This window comes from Citrobacter sp. CK181 (genome assembly GCF_030333595.1).
Classification (GTDB): Bacteria; Pseudomonadota; Gammaproteobacteria; order Enterobacterales; family Enterobacteriaceae; genus Citrobacter_B; species Citrobacter_B koseri.
Map to the genome: position 1 here is coordinate 412563 of NZ_JAOWFN010000012.1, position 14640 is coordinate 427202.

The following is a 14640-nucleotide window of genomic DNA, read 5'->3' on the forward strand; positions in this document are numbered from 1 at the left end:
TGCCGGATGGCGACGCAAAGCGTCTTATCCGGCCTACGGGAGTCACGGGAGCATATCTGTAGGCCTGATAAGCGTAGCGCCATCAGGCATAGGTTTATGCCTGATGGCGGCGTTAAAGTCTCTTTTCCGGTCGGAACTCAGAAATGAAAAAAGCACCGTTCAGGTGCTTTTTTCTGGATCAAGTTTTTCGTTAAAACTTAACCGTAAATATTGGCGCGATCGCGCAGTTCTTTACCCGGCTTAAAGTGCGGAACATACTTTCCTTCCAGTTCTACTTTATCGCCAGTCTTCGGGTTACGTCCGGTACGAGGTGCGCGGTAGTGCAAAGAAAAGCTGCCGAAACCGCGGATTTCAATACGCTCGCCCTGCGCAAGAGTCGAGGCCATATGTTCCAGCATCTCTTTTACTGCATCTTCAACCGCTTTCGCGGGAATGTGAGATTGCTGGGTTGCAAGTCTTTCAATCAATTCTGACTTGGTCATGATTCCTCCGGTTCCTGTAAGCAAATTGGCTGCTGCTGTTATTGCATTGATTAAGGGCGGCCGTAGCCGCCCTTAGTGCTTGATTACAGGACGAATCTTGTAATCTGTCAAGTAAACTCATCAAACTTCGGGATAAAACACCCGAAGTTTCAGAGAATTACTCGCCTTTAGCTGCTTTGAAAGCTTCAGCCATTGCGTTGTTGGAGAAGTTTGCATCTTCCTGTTTGTTAACAGTTGCGATTGCATCTTTCTCGTCAGCTTCGTCTTTCGCACGAACAGACAGGCTGATTGCGCGGTTTTTACGATCAACGCCAGTGAATTTAGCTTCAACTTCGTCGCCAACGCTCAGAACCAGAGTCGCATCCTCAACGCGGTCACGGGATGCTTCAGAAGCACGCAGGTAACCTTCAACGCCGTCAGCCAGTTCTACGGTTGCGCCTTTAGCGTCAACAGCAGTGACTTTACCGGTTACGATAGCGCCTTTCTTGTTCAGAGCAACCCAGTTGTTGAACGGATCTTCTGCGAGCTGTTTAACGCCCAGGGAGATACGCTCACGCTCTGCGTCAACTTGCAGAACAACTGCTGCGATTTCGTCGCCTTTTTTGTATTCACGAACTGCTTCTTCGCCTGCAACGTTCCAGGAGATGTCAGACAGGTGAACCAGGCCGTCGATGCCGCCGTCCAGGCCGATGAAGATACCGAAGTCAGTGATAGACTTGATTTTACCTTCAACACGGTCGCCCTTGTTGTGGGTTTCCGCAAACTGCTGCCACGGGTTGGATTTGCACTGTTTCAGACCCAGGGAGATACGACGACGTTCTTCGTCGATATCCAGAACCATAACTTCCACTACATCGCCAACGTTAACAACTTTGGACGGGTGGATGTTTTTGTTGGTCCAATCCATTTCGGAAACGTGAACCAGGCCTTCAACGCCTTCTTCGATTTCAACGAAGCAGCCGTAGTCGGTCAGGTTGGTCACGCGACCAGTCAGTTTGGTACCTTCTGGATAACGCTTAGCGATAGCTACCCACGGATCTTCGCCCAGCTGTTTCAGGCCCAGAGATACACGAGTACGCTCGCGGTCGAACTTCAGCACTTTAACAGTGATTTCGTCGCCAACGTTTACGATTTCGCTCGGATGCTTAACGCGTTTCCATGCCATGTCGGTGATGTGCAGCAGGCCGTCAACGCCACCCAGATCAACGAATGCACCGTAGTCAGTGAGGTTCTTAACGATACCTTTAACTTCCATGCCTTCTTGCAGGTTTTCCAGCAGCTGATCGCGTTCTGCGCTGTTTTCGGATTCGATAACGGCACGACGGGAAACCACAACGTTGTTGCGCTTCTGATCCAGCTTGATGACTTTGAATTCAAGCTCTTTGCCTTCCAGGTGCAGCGTGTCGCGCACCGGACGAACGTCTACCAGGGAACCTGGCAGGAACGCACGAATACCGTTCAGCTCAACAGTGAAGCCGCCCTTAACTTTGCCGTTGATAACACCGGTAACAGTTTCAGCATCTTCGTAAGCTTTTTCCAGCGTGATCCAGGCTTCGTGACGTTTCGCTTTTTCACGGGACAGCAGGGTTTCGCCGAAGCCGTCTTCTACTGCATCCAGAGCAACGTCAACTTCGTCGCCAACCTGGATTTCCAGTTCGCCCTGGGCGTTTTTGAACTGCTCAGCCGGAATGGCGGATTCAGATTTCAGACCAGCGTCAACCAGTACGATATCTTTATCAATAGCAACAACAACGCCGCGAACGATGGAACCCGGGCGGGTTTCGATTTCTTTTAAGGACTCTTCAAAGAGTTGAGCAAAAGATTCAGTCATGTTTAATCTTCAGGTTTCATATTTAACGTCCACCTGGCTCCATGCCGGATGGGGTTGTTTCACATACCCACTGTCAATCCATTGCAGCGGGGGTACTACAAATTCGGTCGCACTTAAGCGAGTGCCAGTTTTTGGCGCGCGTATTGTAACGCTTTTTCAATCACTTGCTCAATGCTTAATCGGGTAGAATCCAGAACTAAAGCATCGGCAGCAGGAACCAGTGGCGCGACAGCGCGATTACGATCGCGGTCGTCACGTTCCTTTATCTCGGCCAAAAGGCGTTCAAAGTTAACACTAAAGCCCTTCTCCTGCAACTGTAGCATACGGCGGTGAGCGCGTTCTTCAGAAGACGCATCCAGGAAAATTTTTACTGGCGCATCAGGGAATACCACCGTTCCCATGTCGCGGCCATCGGCAATCAACCCTGGCGCATCGCGAAACGCACGCTGGCGGCGCAAAAGCGCTTCGCGCACGCGCGGGAACGCAGCGACCTGAGATGCCGCGTTCGCGACTTCTTGCGTGCGGATTTCCCCGCTCACATCTTCCCCTTCCAGAATGACTTCCAGATTGCCATTGGTTGAGACAAAACGAACATCCAGATGAGACGCAAGCGGTACAAGAGCGTCTTCAGAGGTGACATCAACATGATGATGTAAGGCCGCCAGCGCCAGTACACGATAAATCGCGCCCGAGTCCAGCAGATGCCATTGCAATGCTTCCGCCATTGCCTTGCACAAGGTGCCTTTACCTGCACCGCTTGGGCCATCAATGGTAATTACCGGGGCAATTGCCGTCATCTTTTTCTCCTTAAACAGGCATACCGTTAACGTGAACGCCGCGCATTATACGCGCCAACGCTCACAATCGTTATCTTTGTATGCAAAAACCCATTTTGTCTGTCATCAGATGAGGAAGATTTGCGCAATTATAGCGGGCTGGCGAAGAGCCAGCCCAAAAGATGACAATGTTTTACTTTTATCAGGCAGGCGTACTAATACGCGCCAGTTGTTCGAAGTAATCCGGGAAGGTTTTAGCGGTACATTTCGGATCGAGAATCGTCACCGGCGTATCCGACAACGCGACCAGCGAGAAACACATCGCCATACGGTGATCGTTATAGGTGCCGATTTCGGCAAACTGCAACTGAGCCGGTGGCGTGATACGAATGAAATCATGCCCCTCTTCCACTTCAGCGCCGACTTTACGCAGTTCCGTCGCCATCGCAAACAGGCGGTCAGTCTCTTTCACACGCCAGTTATAGATATTACGCAGCGTGGTGGTGCCTTTAGCAAACAACGCCGCCGTGGCGATGGTCATCGCCGCATCCGGGATATGGTTCATGTCCATATCCACAGCGTTCAGTTCACCGCGCGTACAGGCAATGAAGTCATCGCCCCAGGTGATAGTGGCGCCCATCTTCTCCAGTACGTCGGCAAAGCGGATATCGCCCTGCATACTGTTGCGCCCAATCCCCGTCACTTTTACCGTTCCGCCTTTAATGGCGCCAGCGGCAAGGAAATAAGAAGCGGATGACGCGTCGCCTTCCACCAGATATTGACCCGGTGAACGATACTGCTGCTCCCCTTTCACCACAAAACGCTGGTAATTCTGGTTCTCAACCTCAACGCCGAATGTTTTCATCAGGTTCAGCGTGATGTCGATATACGGTTTGGACACCAGATCGCCTTTAATTACGATCGTCGTATCCTGCGGCGCAAGCGGCGCGGTCATCAGCAGCGCGGTGAGGAACTGACTGGAGACGCTGCCATCAACCTCAACGTGACCGCCGCTAAAACCGCCGCGCAGACGCAGAGGCGGATAGTTTTCCTGCTCCAGATAATCAATCTTCGCACCGCCCTGACGCAGCGCATCGACCAGATGACCGATCGGGCGCTCTTTCATGCGAGGCTCACCGGTCAGCACGATATCATTTGCCCCCAGGCACAGCGCGGCGGCAAGCGGACGCATCGCCGTTCCCGCATTGCCCAGGAACAGTTCCAGCGCGCCTTCGGCATGTAATACGCCGCCCAGCCCGGTAATTTCACAACGGGTACGGTCGGCGGAAAGGGTATAACTGACCCCCAACGCACTCAGCGCGTTCAGCATATGGCGAACATCATCGCTGTCCAGCAGGTTTGTCAGAACAGTGGTGCCGCTTGCTAATGCCGCCAGTAACAAAGCGCGATTCGAAACACTCTTGGAGCCAGGCAGATTGATGGTGCCATCGACCCGCGCGATGGGTTGTAACGTCAGGGATTCCATGAAACTCAACTCTCAAAAACAGAAATAAAAACCCCACAGGCTGGCTGTGGGGATGAAAAAAGAAAACGAATTAGCCGTGGCGACGCTCGAAATCGACCATGAAATCCGTCAACGCCTTCACGCCTTCAAGCGGCATTGCGTTATAGATAGAGGCGCGCATTCCGCCCACCACGCGATGACCTTTCAGCGCATGCAGACCCGCAGCGAAAGATTCCCCCAGGAAGACTTTATCAAGCGCGCTGTCCGCTAGCTGGAAAGGCACGTTCATACGTGAACGATTCGATTTCGCCACATCGTTACGGTAGAAATCACTGTTATCAATCACGCCATACAGCAGTTCCGCTTTTTGCTGATTGATTTTGTTCATCGCCGCAACGCCGCCCTGCGCTTTCAGCCATTTGAACACCAGGCCAGAAAGATACCAGGCAAAGGTCGGCGGGGTATTGAACATCGAGTCGTTGTCGTTCAGCACGGTGTAATCAAGGATAGACGGGCAAGCGATGTTCGCTTTACCTAACAGATCTTCACGCACGATCACAATTGTCAGCCCCGCCGGGCCGATGTTTTTCTGCGCCCCGGCGTAGATCACGCCATAACGCGACACATCCAGCGGCGCGGAAAGAATTGTGGATGAGAAATCCGCAGCCACAACGACATCCGAACCAAAATTCGGCGTTTCATCAATTGCGATGCCGTCGATAGTCTCGTTCGGGCAATAATGAACGTAAGCGGCGTTATCAGAAAGCTGCCACTCGCTCATCGGTTTGACCGCACGCAGACCGTCAACCGTGACTTTGGCGTCAATCACGTTTGGCGAACAGTATTTTTTCGCTTCTTTGATGGCGCTGGCCGCCCAGTAACCGGCATCAACGTAATCCGCCGACGTTTTATCGCCCAGAATATTTAACGGAATTGCCGCAAACTGCCCACGGCCGCCGCCGTGGCAGAACAATACTTTGTAGTTGGAGGGGATGCTAAGGAGATCGCGAAAATCCTGTTCCGCTTCCTCTGCGACCTGGATAAATTCTTTGCCGCGGTGGCTAATTTCCATTACTGACGTGCCAAGACCGTGCCAGTCACGCAGATCCTGTTGAGCCAGTTTAAGCACTTCCGCCGGTAGCATTGCCGGACCTGAACTAAAATTGAAGACCTGAGCCATTTCCCCTCACCACGTTGCGTTATTATCGCCTCAGCACCCGGACGTCTGCGCAAGGCAGGACGACGGATATTGGGTATAAGTTATTCCTGTGGATATCGGTTTTATCATTCAGTGACACGCGCCGCAATGGGTAAAACTCATCAGGCCAAAAATGCGCGCTACGTCACACAACAGAATCTATCGGATTGACGACATAAAACCGATAGATTCGCTGTCAGGTAGCCCGTTTTACCCGGCTGGCCTTCGACCATTCTGGATTTGCGCCGCGCGGGCGTCATTGACGATCCCCGGCATTCACAGGAACGACGCTACTACGCACTTTTATTTACGCTGCCGGGGCGGCGGCGATAGCGCCGTCAACATAAAACCCGTATCATTGCGCGCTTTCCGTACGACAAAAGTGATTTTCATGACGCAAACATTTATCCCCGGCAAAGACGCCGCCCTGGAAGATTCCATCGCTCGCTTCCAGCAAAAACTGCTCGACCTCGGTTTTCATATTGAAGAGGCCTCCTGGCTGAATCCGGTGCCTAACGTCTGGTCTGTGCATATTCGCGACAAAGAGTGCGCGTTGTGCTTTACCAACGGCAAAGGCGCAACCAAAAAAGCCGCACTGGCTTCCGCGCTGGGTGAATATTTTGAGCGTCTGTCCACCAACTATTTCTTCGCCGATTTCTGGCTGGGTGAAACCATCGCCAATGGCCCGTTCGTGCATTATCCGAATGAAAAATGGTTCCCGCTAACCGATGACGACGCCCTGCCGGAAGGGTTACTGGATGACCGTCTGCGCGCGTTCTACGACCCGGAAAACGAGCTGGCCGGAAGCATGCTTATAGACCTGCAATCCGGTAACGAAGATCGCGGTATCTGCGGCCTGCCGTTTACCCGCCAGTCTGATAATCACACCGTGTATATTCCGATGAACATTATCGGCAACCTGTACGTTTCCAACGGGATGTCGGCCGGTAACACCCGCAACGAAGCGCGTGTGCAGGGTTTGTCTGAAGTGTTCGAACGTCATGTTAAAAACCGCATCATCGCCGAAAGCATTAGCCTGCCGGAAATTCCAGCCGATGTGCTGGCACGCTACCCGGCAGTGGTAGAGGCCATCGCTAAGCTGGAGGCGGAAGGTTTCCCAATCTTCGCTTATGACGGCTCGCTGGGCGGTCAGTATCCGGTTATCTGCGTCGTCCTGTTCAACCCGGCCAACGGCACCTGCTTCGCCTCCTTCGGCGCGCATCCTGATTTCGGCGTTGCGCTGGAGCGTACCGTCACCGAGCTGTTGCAGGGCCGTGGACTGAAAGATCTTGATGTCTTTACCCCGCCAACGTTCGACGACGAAGAAGTGGCTGAACATACTAACCTTGAGACGCACTTCATTGACTCCAGCGGTTTGATCTCCTGGGATCTGTTCAAGCAGGATGCCGACTATCCGTTTGCTGACTGGAGTTTCTCCGGCACCACGGAAGAAGAGTTCGCCACGCTGATGGCAATCTTCAATGCGGAAGATAAAGAGGTCTATATTGCCGACTATGAGCACCTCGGCGTTTATGCCTGCCGCATTATTGTACCGGGCATGTCTGATATTTATCCGGCAGAAGATCTGTGGCTCGCCAACAACAGCATGGGAAGCCATCTGCGCGAAACCCTCCTTGCCCTGCCGGGCAGCGCATGGGAGAAAGAGGCTTACCTCAATCTGATTGAACAATTAGATGAAGAAGGCTTTGATGACTTTACCCGCGTGCGCGAGTTACTTGGCCTGGCGACAGGCCCGGATAATGGCTGGTATACCCTGCGCATCGGTGAGCTTAAAGCAATGCTGGCGCTGGCTGGCGGCGATCTGGAGCAGGCGCTGATCTGGACAGAGTGGACGATGGAATTCAACGCCTCCATCTTTAGCGCTGAACGTGCGAACTACTACCGCTGTCTGCAAACGCTGCTGCTTCTGGCGCAGGAAGAAGACCGCGAACCGCTGCAATACCTGAATGCTTTCGTTCGGATGTATGGCGCCGAAGCTGTTGAAGCGGCCAGCGCGGCACTGAGCGGCGAAGCGGCATTTTATGGGCTGCAAGCGGTTGATAGCGATCTGCATGCTTTCGCATCACATCAGTCCCTGCTGAAAGCCTATGAGAAATTGCAGCGCGCCAAGGCCGCTCACTGGTCAAAATAGAAGCGAATAACCCACTATAGGTAGGTTTAAACAATCGACTGAGCTATATTACGGGGCGCTTTATGCGCCCTGTTTTTTTATTTTTTTGGCAAACGAAAATAAATGTAATAACAAGGTTAAATATTGGTAGTTGATATTACAGATATTAATGTGCTGGTGTTACTTTATTTGCCAATTACTCCATTTTAATTAACTGCCACCGGGGAGGCTCAGCGAAAAAATTCAACTCACTTTATAATTTTTAAAATTTATTTTTATTTGGATAATCAAATATTTACACCGCAATCGCGTAAAAACCACGCATCTTGCGGGCCTATAAGCCAGGCGAGATATGATCTATATCAAATTCTCATCTATAATGCTTTGTTAGTATCTCGTCGCCGACTTAATAAAGAGAGAGTTAGTGTGAAAGCTGACAACCCTTTTGATCTATTACTCCCTGCTGCAATGGCCAAAGTGGCCGAAGAGGCAGGTGTCTATAAAGCAACGAAACATCCGCTGAAGACTTTCTATCTGGCGATTACCGCGGGTGTGTTCATTTCCATTGCCTTTGTTTTCTATATCACCGCCACAACCGGTACAGGCACAATGCCTTTTGGTATGGCGAAACTGGTTGGAGGCATCTGCTTCTCGCTGGGGCTGATTCTCTGTGTTATCTGCGGCGCAGATCTTTTCACATCAACAGTGCTGATTGTTGTCGCGAAAGCGAGCGGCCGAATCACATGGGGCCAACTGGCAAAAAACTGGCTCAACGTTTATTTTGGTAACCTGATCGGTTGTCTGCTCTTTGTGTTGTTGATGTGGCTTTCCGGCGAGTATATGACCGCCAACGGCGGATGGGGGCTTAACGTCCTGCAAACCGCCGACCACAAGATGCATCATACTTTTATTGAAGCTGTCTGCCTGGGTATCCTGGCTAACCTGATGGTTTGCCTGGCCGTGTGGATGAGCTACTCGGGTCGTAGCCTGATGGACAAAGCGTTTATCATGGTATTGCCCGTCGCCATGTTTGTTGCCAGCGGTTTTGAGCACAGCATCGCAAACATGTTTATGATTCCGATGGGGATTGTAATCCGTGACTTCGCCACACCGGAATTCTGGGCCGCAGTGGGCTCCAGTCCGGAAAGTTTTTCTCACCTGACCGTGATGAATTTCATCACCGATAACCTGATTCCGGTCACAATCGGTAACATTATCGGCGGCGGTTTATTGGTCGGGTTGACATACTGGGTCATTTACCTGCGTGGCGACGATCATCATTGCTGATGAGCGTTATACGCAGTAAATAAAAAATCCACTTAAGAAGGTAGGTGTTACATGTCCGAGCTTAATGAAAAGTTAGCCACAGCCTGGGAAGGTTTTACCAAAGGTGACTGGCAGAATGAAGTAAACGTCCGTGACTTCATTCAGAAAAACTACACTCCGTACGAGGGTGATGAGTCCTTCCTGGCTGGCGCGACGAATGCGACCACTGCACTGTGGGACAGCGTAATGGAAGGCGTTAAACAGGAAAACCGCACTCACGCGCCTGTTGACTTTGACACCTCCGTTGCTTCTACCATCACTTCTCACGACGCTGGCTACATCAATAAAGCGCTTGAGAAAATCGTTGGTCTGCAAACTGAAGCTCCGCTGAAACGTGCGATCATCCCGTTCGGTGGTATCAAAATGGTTGAAGGTTCCTGCAAAGCGTACAATCGCGAGCTGGACCCGATGCTGAAAAAAATCTTCACCGAATACCGCAAAACCCACAACCAGGGCGTATTCGATGTTTATACCAAAGACATTCTGAACTGCCGTAAATCCGGTGTTCTGACTGGTCTGCCAGATGCGTATGGCCGTGGCCGTATCATCGGTGACTACCGTCGCGTTGCGCTGTACGGTATCGACTTCCTGATGAAAGACAAATACGCCCAGTTCGTCTCTTTGCAGTCTGACCTGGAAAACGGCGTAAACCTGGAAGCGACTATCCGTCTGCGTGAAGAAATTGCTGAACAGCACCGCGCGCTGGGTCAGATCAAAGAGATGGCGGCTAAATACGGCTGCGATATCTCTGGTCCGGCTACCAACGCTCAGGAAGCTATCCAGTGGACCTACTTCGGCTACCTGGCCGCTGTTAAGTCTCAGAACGGCGCAGCAATGTCCTTCGGTCGCGTATCCACCTTCCTGGATGCGTACATCGAACGTGATATCAAAGCAGGCAAAATCACCGAACAAGACGCACAGGAAATGATTGACCACCTGGTCATGAAACTGCGTATGGTTCGCTTCCTGCGTACGCCGGAATACGATGAACTGTTCTCTGGCGACCCGATTTGGGCAACTGAATCTATCGGCGGTATGGGCGTTGACGGCCGTACTCTGGTTACCAAAAACAGCTTCCGCTTCCTGAACACCCTGTACACCATGGGTCCGTCTCCTGAGCCGAACATCACCGTTCTGTGGTCTGAAAAACTGCCGCTGAACTTCAAGAAATTCGCCGCTAAAGTGTCCATCGACACCTCTTCTCTGCAATACGAGAACGATGACCTGATGCGTCCAGACTTCAACAACGATGACTACGCTATTGCTTGCTGCGTAAGCCCGATGGTTGTTGGTAAACAAATGCAGTTCTTCGGTGCGCGTGCAAACCTGGCGAAAACCATGCTGTACGCAATCAACGGCGGCGTTGATGAAAAACTGAAAATGCAGGTTGGTCCTAAATCTGAACCGATCAAAGGCGACGTTCTGAACTTCGACGAAGTGATGGACCGCATGGATCACTTCATGGACTGGCTGGCTAAACAGTATGTCACCGCGCTGAACGTGATCCACTACATGCACGACAAGTACAGCTACGAAGCCTCTCTGATGGCGCTGCACGACCGTGACGTTATCCGCACTATGGCGTGTGGTATCGCAGGTCTGTCCGTTGCTGCTGACTCCCTGTCTGCAATCAAATATGCGAAAGTTAAACCGATTCGTGACGAAGACGGCCTGGCTGTAGACTTCGAAATCGAAGGCGAATACCCGCAGTTTGGTAACAACGACTCTCGCGTTGATGACATGGCGGTTGACCTGGTAGAACGTTTCATGAAGAAAATTCAGAAACTGACCACTTACCGTGGCGCTATCCCGACTCAGTCTGTTCTGACCATCACTTCTAACGTTGTGTATGGTAAGAAAACCGGTAACACCCCAGACGGTCGTCGTGCTGGCGCGCCGTTCGGACCGGGTGCTAACCCAATGCACGGCCGTGACCAGAAAGGTGCTGTTGCCTCTCTGACCTCCGTTGCAAAACTGCCGTTTGCTTACGCTAAAGATGGTATCTCTTACACCTTCTCTATCGTTCCGAATGCACTGGGTAAAGACGACGAAGTACGTAAAACCAACCTGGCGGGTCTGATGGATGGTTACTTCCACCACGAAGCGTCCATCGAAGGTGGTCAGCACCTGAACGTGAACGTGATGAACCGTGAAATGCTGCTGGACGCGATGGAACACCCGGAAAAATATCCGCAGCTGACCATCCGTGTATCAGGTTACGCAGTACGTTTTAACTCCCTGACTAAAGAACAACAGCAGGACGTTATTACTCGTACCTTCACTCAGACCATGTAATTGGGTTTTGACTGAAATCGTACTGTAAAAAGCGTACAATAAAGGCTCCACGTAAGTGGGGCCTTTTTAACAACTAAGTCTCTTTCGCCAGCTATCTATACTCAATGGATGACTGCCAAAACAGACTCGACACAGTTAATAACTGTGCACTAACACGGCCCCGGATGGGCCACATCTGGAGAAACACCGCAATGTCAGTTATTGGTCGCATTCACTCCTTTGAATCCTGTGGTACCGTTGACGGCCCGGGCATCCGCTTTATTACGTTCTTCCAGGGCTGTCTGATGCGATGCCTGTATTGCCATAACCGCGACACCTGGGATACGCATGGCGGCAAAGAAGTTACCGTTGAAGATCTGATGAAAGAGGTCGTCACCTACCGCCACTTTATGAACGCATCCGGCGGCGGCGTAACGGCTTCCGGCGGCGAAGCGATCTTACAGGCAGAGTTTGTTCGCGACTGGTTCCGCGCCTGTAAGAAAGAAAGCATCCATACCTGTCTTGATACCAACGGCTTTGTTCGCCGCTACGATCCGGTCATCGATGAACTGCTGGAAGTCACCGACCTGGTGATGCTTGACCTGAAGCAGATGAATGACGAGATTCATCAGAATCTGGTTGGCGTATCCAACCATCGCACGCTGGAGTTCGCCAAATACATCTCCGCAAAGGGCATTAAGACCTGGATTCGCTACGTTGTGGTGCCGGGCTGGTCTGACGATGACGACTCAGCACACCGTCTGGGCGAATTCACCCGCGATATGGGCAACGTTGAAAAAATCGAACTGCTGCCCTATCACGAGTTAGGCAAACACAAATGGGTCGCAATGGGCGAAGAATACAAGCTTGATGGCGTTAAACCGCCGAAGAAAGAAACCATGGAGCGCGTAAAAGGTATTCTTGAGCAGTACGGTCATAAAGTGATGTACTGAGTTATTTTGTCGGTATCGCCGGATGGTGACGCGAAAACGTCTTATCCGGCCTACAGACTTCATACCTGATCACATAAATTAAACGTGCGCCACAGGGGTCGGCGTATGTCCTGCGTTGCGCAGCAGCATAAGCAAATAAACAAACGAGACGCTGGCAATCATAATAAACAACAGATTATCAGAGTAATTCTGCATCAGCATCGCGGTAAATGACGGCCCCAGCAGGCTGCCTACGGTATAGCTGAGCAGCAACGCCTGGTTCATTGCCACAAGCTGATGACGTTCTACCTTTTCACAAGCCCAGGCCATCGCGACGGGATAGAGCGTAAAGCCTGCCGCCCCCAGAATGAATAAGGCGGGCGCCATCGCAGCCTGAGTCAGCATGGCAATACTGCCGAGGATCACCACAAAGACCTGTACACGCAGCACCAGAAGACGGCCAAACTTATCGGCCAGACGACCAATCGGCCATTGGCCTAAAATACCGGCGCTCACCAGCACGGCCATCCAGAAACCGATGCTCGCATTGCTAATCCCCTGATGATTAAGGTACAGCGGCATCAGGCCATACAGCGATCCCAGTACAATCCCGGAAATAATGCATCCGTTTACACCTAACCGCGCCTGACGCAGTCTCAGCATTGACGTAATCGGCGTCGTATCGTGTTCTTCCGACTGCTGGTTCAGGATACGGGTAAAGAGCAGCGGCAAAATGCCCGCCAGAATCATGCCGGTTACCCACGGCAGAACGCTCATTAATTCTGTCGGAACTTTACTGACCAGCAGTTGCCCCAAAAACGTTCCCACGTAATAGACCATCATGTACGCAGCCAGTAACCGCCCACGATTACGGGATGTTCCGCTGCACATCAAAGCGCTTTCCACCACGACCCAAATCATGGCGCAGCCCACGCCGGCAACAAAGCGCCAGGCCAGCCAGCTCCAGAAACCAATCATCATGCCCAGCCCTACGCAACCCGCCGCAAAAATGAGCGAGGCAATATAGTAGCTGCGGTTAAATCCCAGGCGCTTGATTAAATACCCGGTAAGCAACGTCCCAACCAGATTCCCGGTAAAGTAGGACGAACTGACCATACCGACCTGCCAGGTTGCCAGGCTTTCCTGGGCAAGCCACAAGGGGACGAGCGTGTTTAATACTGCGATCGCCAGAGTCAACAAAAGCAGGCCGCACAGCAAAAGCATGACGGGCCGGGTATAGATGGACATGGATAAAAACCGTGAGGAAGTTCAAATTTCATGCGCATCATGCCACCAACAAAAACATTGTCAATCTACCCGAATCGCGGCATTACGCGCTTTCCCGCCCTTCGATTTGAAATACTGATTCATGGCATGAAAGAGCAGCATCCGATAAACATCATGTTATTGTTTTAATTGACCTAAAACAAAACTGCCGCGTTTCGTTCAGTCGAAAAATTTCATGGTTCCTGCAACATCATTTTTCCGGTCTATGCTTTTGGGGAAGACAACACACCGGAATGGCTTTTGATGTAACGCTAACTCTCATCAGGAGAAGATAATGACTAAGCCTTACGTTCGTCTCGATAAAAATGATGCTGCGGTTCTTTTAGTTGATCACCAGGCGGGGCTGCTGTCTCTTGTACGAGACATCGATCCTGACAAATTCAAAAATAACGTTCTCGCACTTGGCGATTTAGCCAAATACTTCAACCTCCCCACTATCCTTACCACCAGTTTCGAAACGGGGCCAAACGGGCCGTTGGTGCCGGAATTGAAAGCACAGTTCCCCGATGCCCCCTACATTGCACGCCCCGGAAACATCAACGCGTGGGACAATGAAGATTTCGTGAAAGCTGTTAAGGCGACAGGTAAGAAGCAGCTCATCATTGCGGGGGTTGTCACGGAAGTGTGCGTGGCCTTCCCCGCCCTCTCTGCGATTGAAGAAGGGTTCGATGTGTTTGTCGTGACCGATGCGTCAGGCACCTTTAATGAAATTACCCGTCACTCCGCCTGGGATCGCATGTCGCAGGCTGGCGCACAATTAATGACATGGTTTGGCGTGGCGTGTGAGTTACACCGCGACTGGCGTAATGATATCGAAGGTCTGGCGACGCTGTTCTCTAATCACATTCCTGATTATCGCAATCTGATGACCAGCTACGACACGTTAACTAAGCAGGAGTAAAAAACCAGGGACATATTGCCTGATGGCGGCTCGCGCC

At 51.6% G+C, this 14640-nt stretch carries 11 protein-coding genes; 5 read left to right on the forward strand and 6 right to left on the reverse strand.

All coding sequences use genetic code 11. The features are described 5' to 3' along the window. Positions 1 to 197: 197 nt before the first annotated feature. The 5 genes from ihfB to serC form a co-directional block, all read right to left on the reverse strand. Positions 198 to 482 (reverse strand): integration host factor subunit beta, encoded by a 285-nt coding sequence (gene ihfB, locus OGW17_RS11315; protein ID WP_000167332.1) that lies wholly within the window; start codon positions 480 to 482, stop codon positions 198 to 200. A 157-nt stretch (positions 483 to 639) separates the two neighbouring features. Beyond that, positions 640 to 2313 (reverse strand): 30S ribosomal protein S1, encoded by a 1674-nt coding sequence (rpsA, locus tag OGW17_RS11320; protein ID WP_012133016.1) that lies wholly within the window; start codon positions 2311 to 2313, stop codon positions 640 to 642. Positions 2314 to 2426: 113 nt separating this feature from the next. Continuing rightward, complete coding sequence (gene cmk, locus OGW17_RS11325; RefSeq protein ID WP_012133018.1) at positions 2427 to 3110, reverse strand: (d)CMP kinase; 684 nt, start codon at positions 3108 to 3110, stop codon at positions 2427 to 2429. Positions 3111 to 3291: 181 nt separating this feature from the next. Beyond that, entirely contained in the window at positions 3292 to 4575 is a 1284-nt protein-coding gene (aroA, locus tag OGW17_RS11330; protein ID WP_114647423.1) for a 3-phosphoshikimate 1-carboxyvinyltransferase, read from the reverse strand. 70 nt (positions 4576 to 4645) lie between these two features. Further along, positions 4646 to 5734 carry a 3-phosphoserine/phosphohydroxythreonine transaminase gene (serC, locus tag OGW17_RS11335; RefSeq protein WP_071258293.1) on the reverse strand — a complete coding sequence of 363 codons (1089 nt, stop codon included), beginning with the start codon at positions 5732 to 5734 and terminating at the stop codon, positions 4646 to 4648. A gap of 409 nt (positions 5735 to 6143) precedes the next feature. Here serC and ycaO point away from each other — a divergent pair, with 409 nt between their 5' ends. From ycaO to pflA, 4 genes are all read left to right on the forward strand, one after another. After that, positions 6144 to 7904 carry a 30S ribosomal protein S12 methylthiotransferase accessory factor YcaO gene (gene ycaO / locus OGW17_RS11340; RefSeq protein ID WP_024130477.1) on the forward strand — a complete coding sequence of 587 codons (1761 nt, stop codon included), beginning with the start codon at positions 6144 to 6146 and terminating at the stop codon, positions 7902 to 7904. Between the two features lie 405 nt (positions 7905 to 8309). Then, complete coding sequence (gene focA, locus OGW17_RS11345) at positions 8310 to 9170, forward strand: formate transporter FocA (protein ID WP_024130478.1); 861 nt, start codon at positions 8310 to 8312, stop codon at positions 9168 to 9170. 51 nt (positions 9171 to 9221) lie between these two features. After that, positions 9222 to 11504: a formate C-acetyltransferase gene (gene pflB, locus OGW17_RS11350; protein WP_012133023.1), complete on the forward strand. Its 2283-nt coding sequence runs from the start codon at positions 9222 to 9224 to the stop codon at positions 11502 to 11504. Positions 11505 to 11695: 191 nt separating this feature from the next. Continuing rightward, positions 11696 to 12436 carry a pyruvate formate lyase 1-activating protein gene (pflA, locus tag OGW17_RS11355; protein ID WP_024130479.1) on the forward strand — a complete coding sequence of 247 codons (741 nt, stop codon included), beginning with the start codon at positions 11696 to 11698 and terminating at the stop codon, positions 12434 to 12436. A 78-nt stretch (positions 12437 to 12514) separates the two neighbouring features. Here pflA and OGW17_RS11360 read toward each other — a convergent pair whose 3' ends face one another. Continuing rightward, positions 12515 to 13663, reverse strand: a complete 1149-nt coding sequence (locus OGW17_RS11360; RefSeq protein ID WP_012133025.1) for an MFS transporter — start codon at positions 13661 to 13663, stop codon at positions 12515 to 12517. Positions 13664 to 13976: 313 nt separating this feature from the next. Here OGW17_RS11360 and ycaC point away from each other — a divergent pair, with 313 nt between their 5' ends. Next, positions 13977 to 14603 carry an isochorismate family cysteine hydrolase YcaC gene (gene ycaC / locus OGW17_RS11365; RefSeq protein WP_071258295.1) on the forward strand — a complete coding sequence of 209 codons (627 nt, stop codon included), beginning with the start codon at positions 13977 to 13979 and terminating at the stop codon, positions 14601 to 14603. The last annotated feature ends 37 nt before the right edge of the window (positions 14604 to 14640 follow it).

What these genes read in the sequence shown, in the direction of transcription:
- ihfB (WP_000167332.1), bottom strand. Translation starts at nt 482, where the DNA reads ATGACCAAGTCAGAATTGATTGAAAGACTTGCAACCCAGCAATCTCAC.
- rpsA (WP_012133016.1), bottom strand. Translation starts at nt 2,313, where the DNA reads ATGACTGAATCTTTTGCTCAACTCTTTGAAGAGTCCTTAAAAGAAATC.
- cmk (WP_012133018.1), bottom strand. Translation starts at nt 3,110, where the DNA reads ATGACGGCAATTGCCCCGGTAATTACCATTGATGGCCCAAGCGGTGCA.
- aroA (WP_114647423.1), bottom strand. Translation starts at nt 4,575, where the DNA reads ATGGAATCCCTGACGTTACAACCCATCGCGCGGGTCGATGGCACCATC.
- serC (WP_071258293.1), bottom strand. Translation starts at nt 5,734, where the DNA reads ATGGCTCAGGTCTTCAATTTTAGTTCAGGTCCGGCAATGCTACCGGCG.
- ycaO (WP_024130477.1), top strand. Translation starts at nt 6,144, where the DNA reads ATGACGCAAACATTTATCCCCGGCAAAGACGCCGCCCTGGAAGATTCC.
- pflB (WP_012133023.1), top strand. Translation starts at nt 9,222, where the DNA reads ATGTCCGAGCTTAATGAAAAGTTAGCCACAGCCTGGGAAGGTTTTACC.
- pflA (WP_024130479.1), top strand. Translation starts at nt 11,696, where the DNA reads ATGTCAGTTATTGGTCGCATTCACTCCTTTGAATCCTGTGGTACCGTT.
- OGW17_RS11360 (WP_012133025.1), bottom strand. Translation starts at nt 13,663, where the DNA reads ATGTCCATCTATACCCGGCCCGTCATGCTTTTGCTGTGCGGCCTGCTT.
- ycaC (WP_071258295.1), top strand. Translation starts at nt 13,977, where the DNA reads ATGACTAAGCCTTACGTTCGTCTCGATAAAAATGATGCTGCGGTTCTT.